Source organism: Sinomonas notoginsengisoli (genome assembly GCF_021554725.1).
Classification (GTDB): Bacteria; Actinomycetota; Actinomycetes; order Actinomycetales; family Micrococcaceae; genus Sinomonas; species Sinomonas notoginsengisoli.
In genome coordinates this window covers 37,648-57,292 of sequence record NZ_JAIZDP010000013.1, presented here as the reverse complement: position 1 = coordinate 57,292, position 19,645 = coordinate 37,648, and the positions used below count along the sequence as shown (strand labels likewise).

Annotated in this window: 22 protein-coding genes; 14 read left to right on the top strand and 8 right to left on the bottom strand. The window is 68.3% G+C overall.

What is annotated here, in order from left to right; translation table 11 throughout:
- Nucleotides 1–99 precede the first annotated feature (99 nt).
- The 3 genes from LF262_RS15475 to LF262_RS15465 are packed head-to-tail and all read left to right on the top strand — an operon-like array spanning nt 100 to nt 2,272.
- On the top strand, nt 100–393 hold the full coding sequence (locus tag LF262_RS15475) for a hypothetical protein (RefSeq protein ID WP_235781297.1): 294 nt from the start codon (nt 100–102) through the stop codon (nt 391–393).
- Nucleotides 380–2,110 carry a bifunctional polysaccharide deacetylase/glycosyltransferase family 2 protein gene (locus tag LF262_RS17170; protein ID WP_235781296.1) on the top strand — a complete coding sequence of 577 codons (1,731 nt, stop codon included), beginning with the start codon at nt 380–382 and terminating at the stop codon, nt 2,108–2,110. The genes LF262_RS15475 and LF262_RS17170 overlap by 14 nt, the downstream gene beginning before the upstream one ends.
- Nucleotides 2,111–2,131: 21 nt before the next feature.
- Nucleotides 2,132–2,272: a hypothetical protein gene (locus LF262_RS15465; protein ID WP_235781295.1), complete on the top strand. Its 141-nt coding sequence runs from the start codon at nt 2,132–2,134 to the stop codon at nt 2,270–2,272.
- Here the strand turns inward: LF262_RS15465 and LF262_RS15460 are convergent.
- A complete protein-coding gene (locus LF262_RS15460) occupies nt 2,269–2,574 on the bottom strand; it encodes a hypothetical protein (protein ID WP_235781294.1) in 306 nt (101 codons plus the stop codon). The genes LF262_RS15465 and LF262_RS15460 overlap by 4 nt on opposite strands.
- 4 nt (nt 2,575–2,578) lie before the next feature.
- Nucleotides 2,579–3,484, bottom strand: a complete 906-nt coding sequence (mca, locus tag LF262_RS15455) for a mycothiol conjugate amidase Mca (protein WP_235781293.1) — start codon at nt 3,482–3,484, stop codon at nt 2,579–2,581.
- An 18-nt stretch (nt 3,485–3,502) separates the two neighbouring features.
- Between mca and LF262_RS15450 the strand changes: the two genes are divergently transcribed.
- Together LF262_RS15450 and greA are read left to right on the top strand one after the other, a co-directional pair.
- Nucleotides 3,503–3,919 (top strand): DUF4307 domain-containing protein, encoded by a 417-nt coding sequence (locus LF262_RS15450; RefSeq protein WP_235781292.1) that lies wholly within the window; start codon nt 3,503–3,505, stop codon nt 3,917–3,919.
- Between the two features lie 170 nt (nt 3,920–4,089).
- Nucleotides 4,090–4,587 carry a transcription elongation factor GreA gene (greA, locus tag LF262_RS15445; RefSeq protein ID WP_235781291.1) on the top strand — a complete coding sequence of 166 codons (498 nt, stop codon included), beginning with the start codon at nt 4,090–4,092 and terminating at the stop codon, nt 4,585–4,587.
- A gap of 87 nt (nt 4,588–4,674) precedes the next feature.
- Here greA and LF262_RS15440 read toward each other — a convergent pair whose 3' ends face one another.
- From LF262_RS15440 to LF262_RS15425, 4 genes are read right to left on the bottom strand one after another with little or no spacing between them, the layout of a single operon-like run.
- A complete protein-coding gene (locus LF262_RS15440) occupies nt 4,675–5,292 on the bottom strand; it encodes a rhomboid family intramembrane serine protease (protein WP_235781290.1) in 618 nt (205 codons plus the stop codon).
- Between the two features lie 10 nt (nt 5,293–5,302).
- On the bottom strand, nt 5,303–6,556 hold the full coding sequence (gene ilvA, locus LF262_RS15435) for a threonine ammonia-lyase (RefSeq protein WP_235781310.1): 1,254 nt from the start codon (nt 6,554–6,556) through the stop codon (nt 5,303–5,305).
- Between the two features lie 21 nt (nt 6,557–6,577).
- A complete protein-coding gene (locus LF262_RS15430) occupies nt 6,578–7,792 on the bottom strand; it encodes an AI-2E family transporter (protein ID WP_235781289.1) in 1,215 nt (404 codons plus the stop codon).
- Between the two features lie 16 nt (nt 7,793–7,808).
- Nucleotides 7,809–8,759, bottom strand: a complete 951-nt coding sequence (locus LF262_RS15425) for an aldose 1-epimerase family protein (protein ID WP_235781288.1) — start codon at nt 8,757–8,759, stop codon at nt 7,809–7,811.
- 148 nt (nt 8,760–8,907) lie between these two features.
- Between LF262_RS15425 and LF262_RS15420 the strand changes: the two genes are divergently transcribed.
- From LF262_RS15420 to galK, 3 genes are read left to right on the top strand one after another with little or no spacing between them, the layout of a single operon-like run.
- The gene (locus LF262_RS15420) at nt 8,908–9,720 is read left to right on the top strand and encodes a DeoR/GlpR family DNA-binding transcription regulator (protein WP_235781287.1); all 813 of its coding nucleotides are present in this window, start codon (nt 8,908–8,910) and stop codon (nt 9,718–9,720) included.
- The gene (gene galT / locus LF262_RS15415; RefSeq protein ID WP_235781286.1) at nt 9,717–10,844 is read left to right on the top strand and encodes a galactose-1-phosphate uridylyltransferase; all 1,128 of its coding nucleotides are present in this window, start codon (nt 9,717–9,719) and stop codon (nt 10,842–10,844) included. The genes LF262_RS15420 and galT overlap by 4 nt, the downstream gene beginning before the upstream one ends.
- The gene (gene galK / locus LF262_RS15410; protein WP_235781285.1) at nt 10,841–11,998 is read left to right on the top strand and encodes a galactokinase; all 1,158 of its coding nucleotides are present in this window, start codon (nt 10,841–10,843) and stop codon (nt 11,996–11,998) included. The genes galT and galK overlap by 4 nt, the downstream gene beginning before the upstream one ends.
- A gap of 85 nt (nt 11,999–12,083) precedes the next feature.
- On the opposite strand, the gene LF262_RS15405 is transcribed toward galK, so the two are convergent.
- Nucleotides 12,084–13,001 (bottom strand): Bax inhibitor-1/YccA family protein, encoded by a 918-nt coding sequence (locus LF262_RS15405; protein WP_235781284.1) that lies wholly within the window; start codon nt 12,999–13,001, stop codon nt 12,084–12,086.
- A gap of 220 nt (nt 13,002–13,221) precedes the next feature.
- Here LF262_RS15405 and LF262_RS15400 point away from each other — a divergent pair, with 220 nt between their 5' ends.
- From LF262_RS15400 to LF262_RS15380, 5 genes are all read left to right on the top strand, one after another.
- Nucleotides 13,222–13,518: a GroES family chaperonin gene (locus LF262_RS15400; protein ID WP_235781309.1), complete on the top strand. Its 297-nt coding sequence runs from the start codon at nt 13,222–13,224 to the stop codon at nt 13,516–13,518.
- A gap of 333 nt (nt 13,519–13,851) precedes the next feature.
- A complete protein-coding gene (locus LF262_RS15395; protein WP_372462790.1) occupies nt 13,852–15,147 on the top strand; it encodes a branched-chain amino acid ABC transporter permease in 1,296 nt (431 codons plus the stop codon).
- 10 nt (nt 15,148–15,157) lie between these two features.
- Entirely contained in the window at nt 15,158–16,126 is a 969-nt protein-coding gene (locus tag LF262_RS15390) for a branched-chain amino acid ABC transporter permease (RefSeq protein WP_235781282.1), read from the top strand.
- A complete protein-coding gene (locus LF262_RS15385) occupies nt 16,123–17,193 on the top strand; it encodes an ABC transporter ATP-binding protein (protein ID WP_235781281.1) in 1,071 nt (356 codons plus the stop codon). Before LF262_RS15390 ends, LF262_RS15385 begins: the two co-directional genes overlap by 4 nt.
- The gene (locus tag LF262_RS15380; protein ID WP_235781280.1) at nt 17,190–17,972 is read left to right on the top strand and encodes an ABC transporter ATP-binding protein; all 783 of its coding nucleotides are present in this window, start codon (nt 17,190–17,192) and stop codon (nt 17,970–17,972) included. Before LF262_RS15385 ends, LF262_RS15380 begins: the two co-directional genes overlap by 4 nt.
- 219 nt (nt 17,973–18,191) lie before the next feature.
- On the opposite strand, the gene LF262_RS15375 is transcribed toward LF262_RS15380, so the two are convergent.
- Nucleotides 18,192–19,343, bottom strand: coding sequence for an ABC transporter substrate-binding protein (locus LF262_RS15375; protein WP_235781279.1), 1,152 nt, complete (start codon nt 19,341–19,343; stop codon nt 18,192–18,194).
- On the opposite strand from LF262_RS15375, the gene LF262_RS15370 reads away from it, so the two are divergent.
- Nucleotides 19,306–19,566 (top strand): hypothetical protein, encoded by a 261-nt coding sequence (locus LF262_RS15370; RefSeq protein WP_235781278.1) that lies wholly within the window; start codon nt 19,306–19,308, stop codon nt 19,564–19,566. The two genes, LF262_RS15375 and LF262_RS15370, sit on opposite strands and share 38 nt — an antisense overlap.
- Nucleotides 19,567–19,645: the final 79 nt, after the last annotated feature.

Genomic DNA, 19,645 nt, shown 5'->3' with positions numbered 1-19,645 from the left:
GCCGCCTGCGGCCGCGCCTTCGCCATCCGCCCAGCCCACGAATCAGGCAAACAGCTCGGCGCCCGGCCAGGCCCGCCGCGCCAGCCAGCCCGCGCATCCATGACGGCAACCCGCGGTGAACGGCGGTCGCGCGCGAGCGCGCCAGGCCAGCCCGCCCGCGTCAGGGCGCACTGGGCCATCCTCGCCGCGCTGCTCATCGCCCTCGCGCTCGCCCTGGCCGTTCAGGGATACGCCGAACACCTCGGCGGGATCGGCAACGACTCCGTGCCCAGTGCCGGGTCCACCGATGGCGTCCCGGCGTCCGTGACGAAAGGCGGACCCGTGGTCGACGCACGGACACCGGAGGTGCGGACGGCCCGTCCGGCCAACGACACTCGCCGTGACCTTCGATGACGGCCCTGATCCGATCTGGACCCCGCAGATCCTCGATGTGCTCAAGGCGCACCACGTGCACGCCACGTTCTTCGTGGTCGGCACTGCCGCGATAGACCACCCAGACCTGGTCCGGCGGATGGTCGCCGAGGGCCACGAGATCGGGATCCATACCCTCACCCACGTCAACCTCGGCACCGCCCCCGACTGGCGCAGAGACCTCGAGATCCTGGGCGCCCAGCGCGCCGTCGCCGGCATCACAGGACAGACGGCCTCGCTCCTTCGCCCTCCCTACAGTTCAGAGAACAACGCCGTGGACTCGGGGCTGTGGTCGGCGATGCGCTCGGCGTCCGCCGAAGGCTATCTGACCGTGCTGAGCACGGTGGACAGCCGGGACTGGGCACGGCCGGGCGTCGCGACCATCGAGGAGAACGCCTCCCCCACCGGCCCTGAGGGCCAGGTCCTGCTCATGCACGACGGCGGCGGGGACCGGAGCGAGACGGTCGCGGCCCTCGACGGGGTGCTGACCCGGGCCGCGGCACAGGGCCACCGCCCGACCACCGTGGGCGAGTCGGTCGGAATCTCCAGCATGCGCCCGGCCCCGGCCGGCGAGCAGGTCGTGGGAACCGCGTTTGTCTGGGGGATGGGCGCGAGCGAAGCCGTCGTGGCTGTCATCTCGTGGCTTCTCGCCGCGAGCGGCGCCGTGACCCTCGTTCGCGCGGTGCTGGTGATGGCCGTCGCGTCGAAGCATCATCGGCTCGGGCGGAGGGGCCGCCGCCGGCGGAGCGTGCCCATCCTGCCGGAGGTCACTGAGCCGGTCACCGTGATCGTTCCCGCATACAATGAGTCGGCCGGCATCGAGGCCGCGGTCCGCTCCATCGCGGCCTCGACACATCCCGTGGAGATCATCGTTGTCGACGACGGCTCGACGGACGGCACCGCGGACCTCGTCGAGGCGCTCGCGATCCCCGGCGTCAGGGTCGTGCGGAAGCAGAATGGCGGCAAGCCGTCGGCGCTCAACGCGGGTCTCCACGAGGCCTCCTGGGACATCATCGTGATGGTCGACGGGGATACGGTCTTCGAGCCGGGCACCGTGCACGCCCTCGTCCAGCCCCTTGCAGACCGGCGGGTGGGCGCTGTTTCAGGCAACACGAAGGTGGCGAACCGGGGCGGCATCCTCCGTGCGTGGCAGCACATCGAGTACGTGGTCGGATTCAATCTGGACCGTCGCCTGTTCGACCTCGCAGAGTGCATGCCCACCGTTCCCGGAGCCATCGGCGCATTCCGCCGCGGCGCGCTCGTCCGCGCAGGCGGAGTGAGCAGTGACACGCTCGCCGAGGACACGGACCTGACGATGGCACTCTGCCGGGACGGCTGGCGGGTGGTGTACAAGGAAGATGCGCTCGCCTGGACCGAGGCGCCCGCAAGCCTCGGCGCGCTGTGGAAGCAGCGCTACCGCTGGTGCTACGGCACGCTCCAAGCCATGTGGAAGCATCGCGGCGCTGTGGTGCAGGGCGGTGCCGCTGGCAAGCTCGGGCGCCGCGGCCTCGGCTACCTGCTCGTCCTGCAAGTGCTCCTGCCCCTCTTCGCGCCGGTTGTGGACGTCTTCGCCGTCTATGGGCTGGTCTTCCTCGACCCCGTCCGCATCGGTGTGCTCTGGCTCGTCTTCATGGGCGCCCAGCTCCTCATGGCCGCGTACGCCTTCCGGCTGGACCGCGAGAAGCTCTCCCCGCTGTGAACACTGCCGCTCCAGCAGGTCGTGTACCGGCAGCTCATGTACCTCGTGGTGATCCAGTCGGTGTTCACCGCCATGGCAGGCCTGAACCTGAAGTGGCACCGGATGGAGCGGTACGGGAGCCTGAGCGTCCCGGTGGATAGGAGCCCGCAGCGCGAGGTCTAGGAAGCCCCGCCGTCGGTGCGCCTGTCATGGGATCCGGCGCCTCGGGCTTCGGTGCCCCGGGGATCGGCCTCCTTGGCATCGCCCTGCTCGGACGCGAGCGCCTCTTCGACCTGCGCCTTGTAGCGTATACGCCGCAGGCGGCGGACCATGTCCACGATGAGGAAGATGGTCAGGACCACCACGAAGGCCGTGGCAATGAAGCCCCAGGTTCCGGGGGTGATCATGTCCTCGCTCAGCCCGGGCCGCAGGGTCCCCTCGGGGGACGGTGGTGTCTGGGTGAGGGCAACGAGGAGGTTCTGCACCGGTCTATCGTAGCCCGGCGAACAGGTCCATTTCGGTCGTCCCCTCGGCAGGAAAGCCGACAGAGGACTCGATGAGCGCGTAGTCCTCCCAGGGCCACTCCCGCTCCCTCATCGCCAGCGGGACGGCGAAGAACCATCCATCCGGATCGATCTGGGTCGCGTGCGCGAGGAGTGCCTTGTCACGGACGCCAAAGTACTCGGCGCACTCCACCTGGGTGGTAACAGGGTGGCGGGATGTCCACGGGCGGTGCCCCTCGGCGTCGTTCTCCGCCGCACGGGCGATCCAGTCCGCATACGGGGAGTCGAGGCCGGCTGCCACGAGGGCGTCGTGGATGCGCCGGGTCTTCTCGGGGTAGAAGGAGACGTCGTAGTAGAGCTTCGACGGCGCCCATGTCTGGCCGGCATCCGGATACGCGTCAGCATTCCCCGCTGCGTGGAAGGCCTCGACCGCGACCCGATGGGCCATGATGTGGTCCGGGTGCGGGTATCCCCCGTTCTCGTCGTACGCCACGATGACATGCGGACGGAACTCGCGCACCAGCCGCACGAGCGGTGCAGCGGCTTCCTCGATGGGCAGCGTAGCGAACGAGCCCCAGGGCAGCGCTGGGAGCGGGTCTCCCTCGGGCAGCCCGGAGTCCATGAAGCCCAGCCAGCGGTGCGCGACTCCGAGGACCTCGCGTGCTGCGGCCATCTCGAGCCTGCGCGCACCGGCCATGTCGCGGCGGGGGTGCGGGGCATCGAGGATGTGGGGGTTCTGGATGTCGCCCCGCGAGCCGTCGGTGCACGAGACCACCGTGACCTCGTGGCCCTCGGCGAGGTACTTTGCCATCATGGGGGCGCCCTTGCTCGACTCGTCGTCGGGGTGGGCGTGGACGGCCAGCAGTCGGAGGGCGGAAGGGTTCTCTGACACGCCTCCTAGAATAGTCAGGTGACCGACTCCCCTGCTCTTGCCGCCCGATACGGCGTTCCCCGGCGTCGGCTGACCAAGCGAACGGCCCGGATCCTCATCGTCGCGGCGCTCGCCGTGGCGGTGGCCGTGGCCGGATGGCTGACCTACACATCCAGTGCGCGAAGCGGAGTGGAGTCGAAGGACGTCGGGTTCTCGACCCCGGATGCGTGGCACGCCGAGATCGACTTCCAACTGACCAAGAATGCCTCGGCCACAGCCGTCTGTGCGGTCCATGCGCTCTCCGGCGCGTACGCGGTCGTGGGGTACAAGGAGGTCGAGATCGGCCCCGATGCGGGCGGATCCGGGACCACGGCGTCGCTCCACCGCGTGGCCCTGCGGACTGAAAGCGCGGCGGTCTCCGGCGTCGTCGACTCGTGCTGGCTCAAGGCCTCCTGAGGCAACACGCGGGGCACTCCGCTTGGGATCGAGTCCCATCTTCATTAGACTGTCCTAATACCCATTGCCCCGCCGGTGGCCGAGAAAGCGCTCCCGAGGCATCACGCCTCACGGGAGTGCGTACAGCCACAGGTGGGGTCTTTGCATGGATAGACCACGAGGAGACGAACATGTCCACCACGACCCATCAGGGCGGCGCCTGGCTCACCCAGGAGGCGTACGACCGTCTCAAGGCTGAGCTGGACCACCTCTCGGGCCCCGGCCGTCATGAGATCGTCGAGAGGATCGAGGCCGCGCGGCAGGAGGGCGACCTCAAGGAAAACGGCGGCTACCACGCCGCCAAGGAGGAGCAGGGCAAGATCGAGGCCCGCATCCGCCAGCTGACCGACCTCCTGCGCACGGCACAGGTGGGCGAGAAGCCCGCCGACGACGGCGTGGTCGAGCCCGGCATGCTGGTGGTCGCGAAGATCGCCGGCGAGGAGGAGCACTTCGTGCTCGGCTCGCGCGAGATTGCCGACGGCGCAACCGACCTCGACGTGTTCAGCGAGAAGTCCCCCCTCGGCGCGGCAATCGTGGGCCACAAGCAGGGCGACAAGCTCTCCTACACCGCACCGAACGGCAAGGAGATCGCGGTCGAGATCATCTCGGCCAAGCCCTACAACGGCTGATCCCCTCCCCAGCAGCAACCCACGACGGCGCCGTCCACCCTGAGAGGTGGGCGGCGCCGTCATCGTCGGTCGGCCCGCCGCGATGCCTCAGGCGACCCTGTCTCGGGGCCGGAGGACGACGGCCGCGATGATGCCGCCGGCGAGGCCGAAGATGTGGGCCTGCCACGAGATGCCCCGGCCCACGATGGGCAGGACGCCGAGGAGTACGCCGCCGTAGGCGGCGAAGAGCACGAGTGCGAGCAGGATCTGCCACCAGCTGCGGTTGAAGAAGCCGCGGATGAGCAGGAAGCCGAACAGCCCGAAGATGACGCCGGAAGCGCCGACCGTGATGGACGGATACCCCAAGACGCTCCCACCGAACAGCCACACGCCGATCCCGGAGGCCAGCCAGGAGACTCCCACAGCGGTGAGGAACTGGCGCAGGCCCGCAAGGAACGCCAGGAACCCGAAGACGAAGAGCGGCAGGGTGTTCGCGACCAGATGGGCCCAGCTCGTCGAGTCGTGCACAAGGGGCGACGTCAGGATGTCGGGGAGGCTGCCGACGTCCCGGGGGCGGATGCCGAATGTGCGCGTGAGCAGGCCGAGCGTTGCGATGTTGACGAACTCGATCGCATAGAGCACGAGCGTGGCTCCGGCCATGGTCGCGAGGCCCGCCCTCGCGCGGCTCGCTAGCTGGCCGCCCGCCCCCGGTCTGCCTTCGGCCATGGCCAGCGCCTCAGACGTGGATGACGATCGGCTGGAAGCCCTCGGCCCTCAGGGCTCGCAGGATCTGGTCCGAATGCTCGTGGCCCTTCGTCTCCATGTCGATCGTGATGGCAACGTCTCCCATCGCAATCGAGCCGCCCACCCGAGTATGGTCCACGCCGGTCACATTCGCGTCATTCTCGGCGATGATCCGGGAGATCGTCGCGAGGGAGCCCGGGCGGTCATCCAGCATCATGCGCACGGTGAGGAAGCGGCCGGCCGCCGAGAGGCCCCGCTGGATCACCTTGAGCATGAGCATCGGGTCGATGTTCCCGCCGGAGAGGATCACTACGGTCTTCTTGGCGTCGATGCCCAGCTCGGCGAGCTTTCCGTCCATGAGCGCTGCCACCCCGACCGCGCCGGCCGGCTCCACGACGAGCTTGGCACGCTCGAGGAGGAAGATGAGGGCACGGGCAAGGGAATCCTCGCTCACGGTCACGACGTCGTCGACGAGCTCGCGAATGATGCTGAACGGGATCTGGCCGGGGAGGCCGACGGCGATGCCGTCCGCCATAGTCGCGACCTTCGGGAGGGGGACGACCGCGTCCGCCGCGAGCGAGGGCGGGTAGGCGGCCGCGTTCTCGGCCTGGACCCCGATCACCCGGATGTCCCGCCCCAGCTCCGCCGCCTTGCCCTTGACCGCGACCGTGACGCCGGCGAGCAGGCCGCCGCCGCCGACTCCCATGAGCACGGTGTCCACGTCGGGTACTTGGTCGAGGATCTCGAGGCCGATCGTGCCCTGGCCGGCCACGACGTCGGTGTTGTCGAACGGGTGGACGAACACGGCGCCGGTCTCGTCCGCGTAGCGCTTGGCCTCCGCGAGGGCCTCGTCGACGTTGTACCCGTGGAGGACCACCTCCGCCCCGTGGGAGCGGGTGGCCTGGAGCTTGGGCAGCGCGACGCCGAGCGGCATGTAGATCCGGGCGCGGATGCCCAGCCGCTTCGCCGCGGATGCCACACCCTGCGCGTGGTTGCCCGCGGAGGCCGCCACGACGCCACGCCGCTTCTCCTCATCGCTGAGGCGGGCCATGCGCACGTAGGCTCCGCGGACCTTGAAGGAGCCCGCGCGCTGGAGGTTCTCACACTTGAGGAAGACGTCCCCGCCGACCATCTGCCCGAGCGCCCGCGACTGCTCAATGGGCGTCTTGGTGCTGATGCCCTCGAGCAGCTCCTGTGCGGCGACGACATCGTCGAGCGTCACAGCGAGAGTCGAGAGTGCATTCATGCTCATTGCTCCTAGGGGCGTCTACGGGGAGTGGGGTGCCGGCGCGGCGCCTGCCGTTGGGGCAGGCGCCCTTTCAGTTTCCCACGAGTTCTCCCACCCGCGTGCCGCGATGTAGCGCACAGAGGAGTTCGTGACGGCCAGGGTGGGGACCGCGAACAGTGCGCCCGCGATCCCTGCGATGTAGGAGCCAGCGGCGACGGCGAGGATCACCGCCACCGGGTGGAGGGCGACGGCGCGCCCCATCACGAGCGGCTGGAGCACGTGGGACTCGAGCTGCTGGACCGCGATGACAATGATGAGCATGATGAGCCCGTTGACGGCCCCGTTCGCGACGAGCGCGAGGAGGACGGCGATCGCGCCGCTGACGAGCGCGCCAACCACGGGGACGAAGGACGCGACGAAGACGAGGATGCCCAGCGGGAGCGCGAGCGGGACGCCGAGGATCGCCGCCCCGACGCCGATGCCGATGGCATCCACCGCGGCGACGAACACCTGGACCCGCACGTAGCTCACGAGCGAGGTCCAGCCCCTGCGGCCTGCGCCGTCCGCGGCCGGCCTGGCCTGCCGGGGCAGGAGCCGCACGAGGAAGGCCCAGATCCGTTCCCCCTCGAGCAGGAAGAAGACGAGGACGAACAAGGTGATGAGCGCGCCCGTGATGAAGTGTCCCGCGGACGAGCCGACGCTGAGGACTCCGCTGACCAGGGTGCCCTGATTCGTCTCGAGCACGTGCCGGGCGTCGCTGATGTAGGTCCCGAGCTGGGCCGAGGTCAGCTGCAGGGGACCCTCCGCGAGCCACCTCTGGATCTCGGTCAGCCCTGCGAGCGCCTCCCCCCACAGCTCGGCGAATCCGGAGGAGATCTGCCGGCCGACGAGGGTGAGCAGCCCGGCCACGACGGCGATGAAGCCCAGCTCCGTGACGGCGACCGCGAGGCCTCGCGGCACGCGCACCCGGCGGAGCAGCCCGACCACGGGGTTCAGCAGGCCCGCGAGGAGCGCGGCCACGAGGACCGGGATCACCAGGAAGCTCAGCTGCGCGAGCGCCCACGCGATGGCCCAGGCCACCACGAGGATCATCGCGATGCGCCACGACCACGCCGCCGCGATCCTCAGGGCGAACGGCAGGTCAGCGTCATTCACCGGGCGCGGGGCGGGAAATGTGGGCTCCGGTTCGGCTGGGTTCCCAGCGCTTGGGGCCGGTACGACGTCGGTCAGGGGTCCTTCGGGCGTGGGCTCCATGTCCCCATCCTGCCATTCACAGGCTCGAGCCGATGCCCCACCTCATCGAGGCCGACTCCCCGGGGCCTACCCACTGGAGCCCTTCGCCCGAGTTGAACGCGTTGGCCGCACCGGTCATCGGCTCGAGCGCCACGCCCTTGGCCCGCCCCGGGAAGGTGTCCGTGACGAACACGTGCACGTAGCGGCAAGACTCCTCCTGCCAGAGCCACACGCTCCGGCCGTCCGGCGCGGTGAGCGTCGAGCGGACCGACCGAGGCTCCCCCTCGCCGTCGTGCGCCACCGCAGCGAAGGCCAGCCCGGTGTACCCCGCATCGAGCGTGAGCTCGCCCACGGTGCGGCCACCGCGCAGGTCCCATTCGCCCGCGGCCGGTTCCGACCTGCGCGGGATGAGGCGCTCGTCCTCCACGAACCGAGTTGTTGCCGGCACAGTGAGCGTGAGCTCCTCGCTCGGCACGTCCCCCACCCGAAGGTAGGGGTGTGCGCCCAGAACATAGGGCGCCGCGGCGTCGGAGTCGTTCGTGAGCGTCTGCGTGACGCGCAGGCCGCCTTCGGCATCGAGCGCGTAGTCCACGCGGTGCCGGACGAGGAAGGGGTAGCCATGCTGGGGGAAGGCCACGGCCTCGAGCGCCGCCGAGGATTCCGTGCGTTCGAGCAGATCGTAGCCGGTGTTGCGGAGGAGCCCGTGGCTCGCGTGGCCGCGTGTGGGCTCGGTGATATCCAGCTGTTGTGTAGTGCCGTCGAGCGTCCACCGGCCATCCTCGATGCGGTTCGCCCACGGGGCGAGCATGATCCCGACAGCGCGCGGCGGGATCTGGTGGTCACCGTACGTCTCGGTGAGTACGACGCCGTCGCGCGAGTAGGAGCGCAGCGCCGCTGCCAGCTCGGTCACCACGGCTGTGGATCCGGCCCGCCGGAGCTCATGCTGGCGGCCGGTCGCAGCGGGACGCGCCGTGGAAGAAATGGTCATGGGCCCACGCTAGCCTCTCGCTCGCGTCGGGCACATCCAGCCGCTGCTGGCCTCTTCCGTCTGCATCGTCTTTGATGTTATATTTTGTGAGGAGAATGTTTGTTTGTGTTAGTGCACTCTCACAAGGGGTGTCGTAAGGGGGACGGCCATGCTGGCTGCAGAACGCCACGCGCACATCGTCGCCGAACTCGAACGCCGCGAAGCGGTGCGGGTCGTCGAATTGGCGTCCGCGTTGGGCGTCTCAGAGATGACTATTCGCCGCGACATCGAGCATCTGGAGCAGCAGGGACTGGCCCGCCGCGTCCACGGTGGAGCCGCACGGCCCACTGAGGCGGGATTCAGCGAGCTGGGTTTCGCGGCCAAGAGCGAGCACCGGGCGGATGCGAAGAGCGCCATCGCCGCGCGCGCCATCGAACTCGTGCGGCCCGGGGCCACGATCTTCGTCACCGCCGGCACCACCACCTTTGCGTTTGCACGCCTCCTGACCGGCATTCCGGACCTCACGGTCGCGACGAACTCCCTCAAGGTTGCGGAGGCCCTCGGCGAGGGGGGCCAGGAGACGGTGAGGACCATCCTCACCGGCGGCGAGCGCACTCCCTCGGAGGCCCTTGTAGGTCCACTCGCAACGTCGACGCTGCGCCAGCTCCACGTCGAGACATGCTTCATGGGCGTCCACGGGCTGCACCCCCGCGGAGGGCTCACCACCCCCAACATGCTCGAGGCGGAGGCGAATAGAGCGGCAGCGGAGGCCGCGGCACGGCTCGTGGTGCTCGCGGACCACAGCAAGTATGGGCTCGTGAGCCTCGCCAGGATCCTTCCCCTGAACGCCGTGGACACGCTCATCACGGATGACGGCCTCTCCACAAATGCGCTCGATGAGCTCAGGCAGGGCGTGCCAGACCTCATCGTCGCCCCGCTGCAGGACATGCCCCCCGGCGCCGCCGAGCAGGGAACGCCGTGACCCCCGCGCAGCCCGTTGGCATCACGGCCACGCGGCTGTCCGACGGCCGCGAGCTCCTGTACTTCGACGACCCGGGGGCCCCTGCGCGTACGCCGCTCCCAGACCTCCGGGACCTGCCCGCCCGGTGTGGGTCCGGACAGCTCCGCTACGACGAGCTCTCTGGTGATTGGATCGCCGTTGCCGCCCACCGTCAGGGCCGGACCCACCTGCCGGCGGTCGAGGCCTGCCCGCTGTGCCCGAGCACCCCGGCGAACGCTTCCGAGATCCCGGACCCCGACTACGACGTCGTCGTGTTCGAGAACCGCTTCCCGTCTCTCGGGCCCGGAAGCAGCCCGCTCCCGTCGGCGCTTCCGTGGGGACAGACCACAGGGGCCGTGGGCCGGTGCGAAGTGGTCTCGTTCACCCCGGACCACACCGGGTCCTTCACGGAGCTGGGATACGAGCGCGCGCGGACGGTCGTCGAGGCGTGGGCACACCGCACCGCTGCCCTGAGTGCCCTGCCGGGCGTCCGGCAGGTCTTCCCCTTCGAGAACCGCGGACCGGAGATCGGCGTGACCCTCCACCATCCGCATGGCCAGATCTACGCCTACCCCTACGTGGCGCCGCGCGCGGCGCAGCTCGCTGCCGCCGCCCGCAAGTTCTACGACGAAGCCGCTGGGCAGGCCACCCTTCTCGGTGTCCTCCTGGACCGCGAACGCGACTCGGGCGAGCGGATCGTCTACGAGGGCACCGCGTTCACCGCGTTCGTTCCGTTCGCCGCCCGCTGGCCCCTCGAGGTACACCTCGTGCCGCACCGCCACCTTGCCGACTTCACCGCGCTCACAGGTGAGGAGAAGGATGAGCTGGCCGCGTCCTACCTCTCCCTGCTCCGCGCGATCGACGCGCTCTACCCCACGCCCACCCCGTACATCGCCGCCTGGCACCAGGCGCCGCTCGATGCCTCGCTGCGGCCCGCGAGCCGCTTCCACCTCCAGCTGACGTCACCGCGCCGGTCTGCGGACAAGCTCAAGTTCCTCGCGGGCTCCGAGGCGGCCATGGGTGCCTTCATCACCGACACGACCCCCGAACAGGTGGCTGCGAACCTCCGGGCCGTCCTCACCTCGGACGCCGAGGCCACCGCATGAGTGCCGGCGGGGACACCACACGCGTTCTGGACGCGTTCGCCTCCGCGTTCGGCGGGACGCCCGACGGCGTATGGCAGGCGCCGGGCCGTGTCAACCTCATCGGTGAGCACACCGACTACAACGAGGGCTTTGCGCTCCCGTTCGCGATCGGGCTGGCGGCGCGCGTGGCCGTCCGCGTCCGCGCGGACCGCGCAGTACGGCTCGTCTCGACCCATGGCGGCGGCCTGATCGAGCTGGACCTGGACTCCCTCAGCCCAGGCACGGCCACGGGCTGGGCGGTGTATCCGGGAGGCGTTGCCTGGGCCTTGGCGTGCGATGGCGCCGACGTTCCGGGCTTCGACCTGGCACTCGAATCGACTGTGCCTGTGGGCTCTGGCCTCTCCTCCTCCCACGCGATCGAGTGCGCCGTCGCCACCGGCCTCGCCGAGCTCACGGGCGCGTCCTTCGGGGTTCACGACCTCGTGCGGGTCACCCAGCGGGCCGAGAATTCTTTCGTCGGCGCACCCACCGGAATCCTCGACCAGTCGGCGTCGCTGCGCGGGGCGGCCGGTCACGCGGTGTTCCTCGACTGTCGGGACCAAAGCGTCGAGCTCGTTCCCTTCGACGCGGCCGGAGCCGGACTGTCTGTCCTCGTGGTCGACACAACGGTGTCCCATTCCCACGCCGAGGGCGGCTACGCGAGCCGCCGCCGGGCCTGCGAGCTCGGCGCCGAGGTGCTGGGCGTCGAGGCACTGCGGGACGTGTCCTCCGCAGATCTCGCCGAGGCCCAGGGACTGCTTGACCCGCTCACCTTCCGACGCGTTCGGCACGTCGTCACGGAGGACGAGCGTGTCCTCGCGACCGTGGAGACGCTCCGCGCTGCCGGGCCCTCCGGGATAGGGCCCCTCCTCGACGCAAGCCACGCCTCGATGCGGGACGACTTCGAGATCTCCTGCCCCGAGCTCGACCTCGCCGTCGAGACCACCCGGGCCGCGGGAGCCCTCGGCGCGCGGATGACGGGCGGCGGATTCGGTGGGTCCGCCATTGCCCTCATTCCCGTGGATGCCGAGACGGGGGTCCGTGAAGCCGTCCTGGCCGGCTTTGCCCGCGCCGGCTTCCGTACGCCGGACCTCTTCACGGTCTCACCTTCGAACGGAGCACACCGGCTCATCTAGATCGGGGACGCATCCAGATTGAGCACCCCGCCATCGGGGAGACAGAGAAGGCCCCGGACCACACGTCCGGGGCCTTCTCAGTGAATCAGTCGTTGCTGTTGAAGATCGCGAGGAGCCTCAGGATCTCGGTGTAGAGCCACACGAGGGTGACGGTGAGGCCGAATGCCGCCGTCCAGGCGTAGCGGCGCGGGGCACCGGCACGGACGCCCTGCTCGATGCTGTTGAAATCAAAGATCAGCGAGATCGCGGCGAGCACAATGGCGAAGAGGCCGACGATCACGCCGAGCGGGATGCCGAAGATGTGGACACTGCTGCGCAGGCCCCACGCGCCCATGCCCGGGTTGAAGAGCATGATGAACACGTTGACAAGGCTGAACGCGAGGTAGCTGACGAGCGCGATCATGAGGAACTTGGCGAGTCGCGGGGTGGCCCGGACCTTGCCGCTCTTGTAGAGCGCGAGGGTCACACCCGCCACTACTATCGTTCCGAGCACAGCCTGGATGCCCACGCCCGGCGCCATCCCGTCGATGATCCGCGTGAGGCCGCCGAGGAACAGGCCCTCGAGCGCCGCGTACGCGAGGATGAGGCCCGCTACAGGCTCGCGCTTGAAGGTGTTAACCATCGCCAGGACGAACCCGCCGATCGCGCCGAGAACTGTAAGGCCCAAGGCCGCGCCGACGGGCACCGCCAACGTGACCGCAGCGCCCACCACCACGAAGCCGAGGCACGCGAGGGTTTTGACGATGACGTCGTCATACGTCATCCGACCCGTCTCGACTGGACCGGCGGACGGGGAGCGGTAGAGCCTGTCGAGCTGCTCCGCCGACATCGGCTGCTCGTAGGGGGCCTGGCCGTAAGGGTTCTGGCCGTAAGGGTTCTGGCCGTAAGGCTGCTGCTGTCCATACGGCTGCTGGCCGTGAGGCCCTGTAGGCACGGGCGGCGCTGTGGCGATGGCGCCCCTGTAGTTCTTCCCCCGGAAGACCGGGTTGCCCCCAAATGCCATGTCGGCTCCTTCTCGAATATGGTTCGCGTCTTATCCCTGCGTCGATCGCGGCACCTGACGCTGCCTCGATCTGTACGCCCCCGGGTGCTGCGGTGGACTCCATCGAGAACACGTTCAGGAACCCGAGGAAGTTCCCGACCTCCCCCCGACCATAGCTGACTAGACTGGATCGGTGCCGAACGCCGAGCCCACGCCCCAGCGCCACCGCCTGCCCCTGCGCATGCTCCACGATCGAATCCTTGTCGAGCTCGACAAGGAGGCCAGCGAGCGCCGCTCGGCCTCCGGCATCGTCATCCCCTCGACGGCTGTGCTGGGCAAGAGGCTCGCATGGGCCCAGGTCGTGGCCGCAGGACCGAGCGTGCGACAAGTCGCTGTGGGTGACCACGTCCTGTTCGATCCCGAAGACCGGTCCGAGGTCGAAGTCGCGGCCCACGACTACATCCTGCTGCGCGAACGCGATGTGCACGCTGTGGCCGAACACGACGAGCCCTCGCGCGATCTGGGCCTCTACCTCTGATCGACTGCCTCTGATCGACCAAGGTCAGGTCCGACCCCGCGCGTACCACTCCCCTGAGTCGGACCTCGCTGGATCCAGCCTTCGGCCTCCGAGTCGTTATCGGATCGCGACCTCCGGCGGGGCCGCGGTGTGCGAACCAGCTCGCCTCCCCCGGGTAACATGACCATCGAGCGGGTGAGATTCGTCACATTCCGGGTCGCAAGTCCCGGTGCGATGGGGCTGTGCCCGTTGCACCAACCGTTGTGGCTGGCAGTGCCAGCCGTACCCGTGAAACACGGAGGCCCCTACGTGACAAGCACAGCCTCGTCCGTCCCCCGGCCACGCGCACCCCGCGTGCTGGTGGTAGCGGGCGCCCTGATCGGCGCCATCCTTGCAGTGCTCCTTGCCCTCGCTCCGGCGGCAGAGGCGACGACCTCGCCCAGCCCCGCGCCGAGCCCCAGCCAAGGCCAGTTCCAGAACAGCATCTCCGGCTTCCTGCGCAACGCCGGGCAGCCCATCCAAGGGGTCAAAATCAAAGCCGAGGGGAACGGCTTCACCGGCAGCGCCACGTCGTCGGCCTCCGGTGCCTGGAGCATCCCGGTGCCCGCCCAGGGCAGCTACAAGGTGACCCTCGACGAATCCAGCCTCCCACAGGGCATCAAGCTCGCCGACGGCCAGGAGAACCCTCGCACTGTCACCTTCAACCAGACGTCGAACGCCAGCACGATCTTCGCCTTCGGCGCCGGTATCCAAGTGCATCAGGAGAGCTTCTTCACCACACTCGCGAACCGGCTCGTGGCCGGTCTGAGCTTTGGGCTCCTGCTGGCCCTTTCCGCCGTGGGGCTGTCCCTCATCTTCGGCACCACAGGGCTGACGAACTTCGCGCACGGCGAGATGGTCACTCTGGGCGCGGTCGTCGTCTTCTCACTCAGCGTCGTCGGCGTCCCGTTCTGGCTGGCCGGGATCGCCGGCCTGGTCTCCGGCGTCGCCTTCGGCTACGTGCAGGACGCCTTCCTGTGGAAGCCTCTTCGGCGCCGTGGGACCGGCCTGGTGCCGATGATGATCGTGAGCATCGGCCTCGCCCTCGCGTCCCGCTACGTCATCTTGTTCTTCTTCGGCGGCGCAACACAGCAGCTCCCCTACTCCCAGTCCACCGACATCGACTTGGGCGTCATCTCCATCTCACCCAACAACCTGTGGTCCCTGCTCATCTCGGTCGTCGTCATCCTGCTCATTGGGTTCGTGCTCCTTCGCACGCGGCTCGGCAAGGCGACCCGAGCCGTGGCGGACAACCCGGCGCTGGCGGCCGCGAGCGGCATCGACGTGGACCGTGTCATCCGGCTCGTGTGGGTCACCGGCGGGTTCCTCGCAGCACTCGGCGGGATCCTGTGGGCCTACTACCGGCCGGGGGTGTCCTTCAATATGGGGCAGCAGCTCCTGCTCATGATCTTCGCGGGCGTGACGCTGGGTGGACTGGGAACGGTGTTCGGGGCGCTTGTCGGCTCGATCGTGGTGGGCATCTTCGTTGAGCTCACCACCGTCTTCGGTTTCACGTCGGACCTGAAGTATGTCGGGGCGCTGGTCGTCATGATCCTCGTCCTCCTGTTCAGGCCACAGGGCATCCTGGGCCGACGCGAGCGAGTGGGCTGAGGAGGCCACCATGGATTTCGGACAGATTCTTCTCGAGGCTCTCGGCGAGCTCGTGAGCCCCACGACGGCGGCCTACGCCCTGGCCGCTCTCGGCCTCGCCGTGCACTTCGGCTACTCGGGCCTGCTCAACTTCGGCCAGGCTGGATTCATCGCCGTCGGTGCCTACGCGTTCGCGATGAGTACGATCCACCTCGCCTTCCCGTTCTGGCTCTCGCTCATCATCGCGGTCGTCGCCTCGGTGGTGTTCGCCCTCATCCTTGGCATCCCGACGCTGCGGCTGCGCGCCGACTACCTCGCCATCGTCACCATCGCCGCTGCGGAAATCATCCGTTACGTCGTCACCACCAACACCCTCACCGACGTCACTGGCTCAGCGAACGGCCTCGCCGGGTTCCGGCAGGACTTCCTGCGGCTCAACCCGTTCCCCGCAGGGAACTACCTCGGGTACAGCAGCCCCGACTTCTTCTACAGGGTGTTCGGCTGGGGCCTCGTCGTCATCCTCGGGATCGCGGTCTGGCTCCTCATGCGCAGCCCGTGGGGCCGAGTCCTCAAGGGGATCCGCGAGGATGAGATGGCCGTCCGCTCGCTCGGCAAGAACGTCTACTCGTACAAGATGCAGGCGCTCATCATCGGCGGCATCCTCGGCGCCCTTGCTGGGCTGGTGTTCACGCTTCCCCGCGACGTGGTGCAGCCGGCGAACTACGGGTCGGAGTTCACGTTCTTCCTCTGGACCTGCCTCCTGCTCGGCGGCATGGCCACGGTGCTGGGGCCGATCGTGGGGGCCATGCTCTTCTGGGTCGTGCTCTCGCTGACCCAGAACGTGCTGTATGGACTCATCGGCATCGGCGTACTGCCGTTCCTGAGCACCACCCAGGCGGGGCAGCTGCGCTACATCCTCGTCGGCGTCGCACTCATGCTGCTCATGGTCTTCCGGCCACAGGGCGTGTTCGGCAACAAGAAGGAGCTCGCGTTCTCATGAGCGGGACAGGAAGCACCAAGGACAGCACCGTGGACTACATGACGGACTCCCGCCCTATCAGTGAGGGCGAGGCGGTGCCCGGCTGCAAGAAGCGCGATCCGATCGTTGTCGCGGACAATGTGAGCCGCCGCTTCGGCGGCGTCAATGCCGTCGACGTCGACCACCTCGAGATCCCGAGGCACAAGATCACTGCCCTCATCGGGCCGAACGGAGCAGGCAAAACGACCCTTTTCAACCTGCTCACGGGCTTCGACACCCCGAATTCCGGTACCTGGCAGTTCGAGGGCACCGACTTGGCGGGGATGGCCTCCTACAAGGTGGCCCGACTCGGCATGGTCCGCACGTTCCAGCTGACCAAGGTCATGGGCAAACTGACCGTCATCGAGAACATGCGTCTTGGCGCCTCCGCACAGCCGGGCGAGAAGCTTCGGAACGCCCTGTTCCGCGGTGTCTGGGGCGGCCGGGAGAAGGACATCACCGCGCAGGCGGAGGCGCTCCTGGCCAAGTTCAAGCTCGACACCAAGCGCGACGACTACGCCGCGTCCCTCTCGGGAGGCCAGCGCAAGCTGCTCGAGATGGCGCGGGCTCTCATGGTGAGCCCGAAACTCGTCATGCTGGACGAGCCCATGGCCGGGGTCAACCCCGCGCTGACGCAGAGCCTTCTGGACCATGTCAAGAACCTCAAGGCCGAGGGCATGACGGTGCTGTTCGTCGAACACGACATGCACATGGTCCGGCATATCGCGGACTGGGTCGTGGTCATGGCCGAGGGGAAGATCGTCGCCGAAGGGCCGCCCGCCGACGTGATGAAGGACCAGGCCGTGATCGACGCGTACCTCGGCGCGCACCACGATGTGGATCTCGGCTCCGCCGGAGGGCTCAGGGAACTCGAGGAAGAGCTGGCCGCTGACGACGAGTCTGTGGTGGGCACAGACAACGCCGGAATCATCTCGCGGGAGGCCATCCTCGCGGAGACCGAGGCCGAGAACATCACGGTGGAGAAGCCTGGGAAGCACGTGGCTTCCCAGGGCGAGGCCGAAGGCCAGGAGAAGGAGAACCACCAGTGAGCGAGCACAGGGCTTCCGCAGGCGGCGCTGCGCCGGGCGGCGACGCCGTCGTAACTGTCACCGAACTTGTTGCGGGTTACCTGCCCGGGGTCAACATCCTTAATGGCTGCAGCGTCGAGGCACGCGAGGGCGAGCTGATCGGCATCATCGGCCCCAACGGAGCAGGCAAGTCGACGCTTCTCAAGGCGATGTTCGGGCTCGTCAAGGTCCATTCGGGCTCCGTTGTGGTGCGCGGTCAGGATCTGACCGGCCTCAAGGCGAACAAGCTCGTGAGCCGGGGTATCGGCTTCGTTCCGCAGAACAACAACGTCTTCACGACCTTGACCATCGAGGAGAACATGCAGATGGGCCTCTTCCAGCGGCCCAAGGTGTTCAAGGAACGCTGGGACTTCGTGACCGAGCTGTTCCCTGAGCTCGGAAAGCGGCGCGCCCAGCGTGCGGGCTCCCTCTCAGGCGGCGAGCGGCAGATGGTCGCCATGGGCCGCGCGCTCATGATGGATCCCGCCGTGCTCCTCCTCGACGAGCCCTCCGCGGGCTTGTCCCCCGTCAAGCAGGACGAGACGTTCCTGCGGGTGCACGAGATCAACCGTGCGGGGGTTTCGGTGATCATGGTCGAGCAGAACGCGCGTCGCTGCCTGCAGATCTGCGACCGCGGCTATGTCCTCGACCAAGGCCGCGACGCATACACCGGTACGGGGCGCGAGCTACTCAAGGACCCCAAGGTCATCCAGCTCTACCTTGGCACCCTCGCCGACACGGTGGAGGGCGAGGAGAACTAGCTTCGCCCGCTGACTCGGCCCGCGCACGACGGCGCCGCCCCGCCTTGGGTGGGCGGCGCCGTCGTCCGTGGCGGGTCCGCACCGGTGATGCTGTCGGTGTGGAAGCGGACTCATCCGATGCAGAGAACTGCTCCCCCGGCGCTGGAACTGACGTTCTCAGTCCAGCCCCAGGGGAGCAGTTCATATCCGGCCGCCTTGGCCGGATCGGGTAGATCTGTGTCAGCTCAGCTTGCCGGACTCCTCGCGGACAGGCTGCGGCTTGTTGTTGTCGTCGAACTGGTAGATGCCGATGTAGGCCTCTTGGGGATCACCGTTCTTGGCGAAGCTCACAGGACCCGACTTGCCCATGTAGTGGATGTCCTTGCCCTGACGGATGAGCGTCACACAGCTGGGGAAGTCGGAGCACTGGTTGCTGCCGTGGGTGATGTCCACGAACTGGGCGGCGATATCGGTGCCCTTGGTGCTCTTGGCCTTCTCAGCCGCCAGCGCGATCAGGTTCGCCGCGTCCCAGGACTCGCCCGCGTACGAGTAGTCCTTCAGCCCCGAATCCACGCTTGCGAGCTGCTTCTTGAAGTCGTCCTTCGCGAACGTGCCCGGGATGGTGCCTTGGGAGCCCTTGAGTGTGCCAGGCTTCAGGTCCTTGCTGTAGTCGGATGTGTTCCCGTCCACGAAGAACATCTGGGCCGGCTTGACGCCCTTGGCCGTCAGCAGGGGGATGATCTGCTTGGCCTGGTCGAACGAGATCACGGCGATCGCGTCTGGCTTCGCCGCCACGACCTTGTCCACCTGCGAGCTGAACTGCGAATCGCCCTCGTTGAACAGCTCCTCGTCGACGATCTTGCCGCCGGCGCCCTCGAACGCCTTCTTCACGTTGTCCCGGAGGCCCGTGCCGTAGGCGTCGTTGAGGACGATCATGCCGAGGGTCTGCGCTCCGCACGACGCCATGTAGTTGCCGAGCACGCGGCCCTGCAGCACATCAGAGGGTGCGGTGCGCCAGTAGAGGCCCTTGGAGTTCCACGTACTGAAGTCCGGGGACGTATTCGCCGGGGAGAACTGCACAACACCGGCACCGGTGATCTGGTTGATGACCGTCTTGGAGACGCCCGAGGACGCGGCACCGATGATGGCGGACACTCCCTGCCCGAGAAGGTTCGTCACCGACTGGGTCGCGATGTCGGTGGTGGTGTCGCCCGAGTCGCGGTGGATGACGTCCACCGGGTGTCCGAGCACCCCGCCCGCGTCGTTGATCTGCTTGACGGCGAGGTTGACGCCGGCGATCTCCGGTGGCCCGAGGAATGCCAGTGCACCCGTCTGCGGCAGGAGCGAGCCGAGCTTGAGCGGAGTCGCGGACGTGGTCGGCGACTTCGGCACGCTGCCCGCAGCGGCGGCGGACCCGGACGATGCGCCGCTTGCGCCTGCTGACGCGCTCGGTGCGGGGCATGCGATGCTGCCGGACGCAGCGCTGCTCGTACTCGAACTCGAACCCGAACCCGAACTCGACGGCGTTCCCGAGGAACCGCTGCAGGCGGTCGCCAGGAGGGCGACACCGACGCCTAGTGCGGCCAGCTTTGCCGCCCGGGGCGCAGCCTGGTGACGTGGAATCATGCGTAATCTCCTCCATCGAAGGGCACGGTGGGCCCCTGATGCGAACAATCAGGTGTTCCTGATTTAGG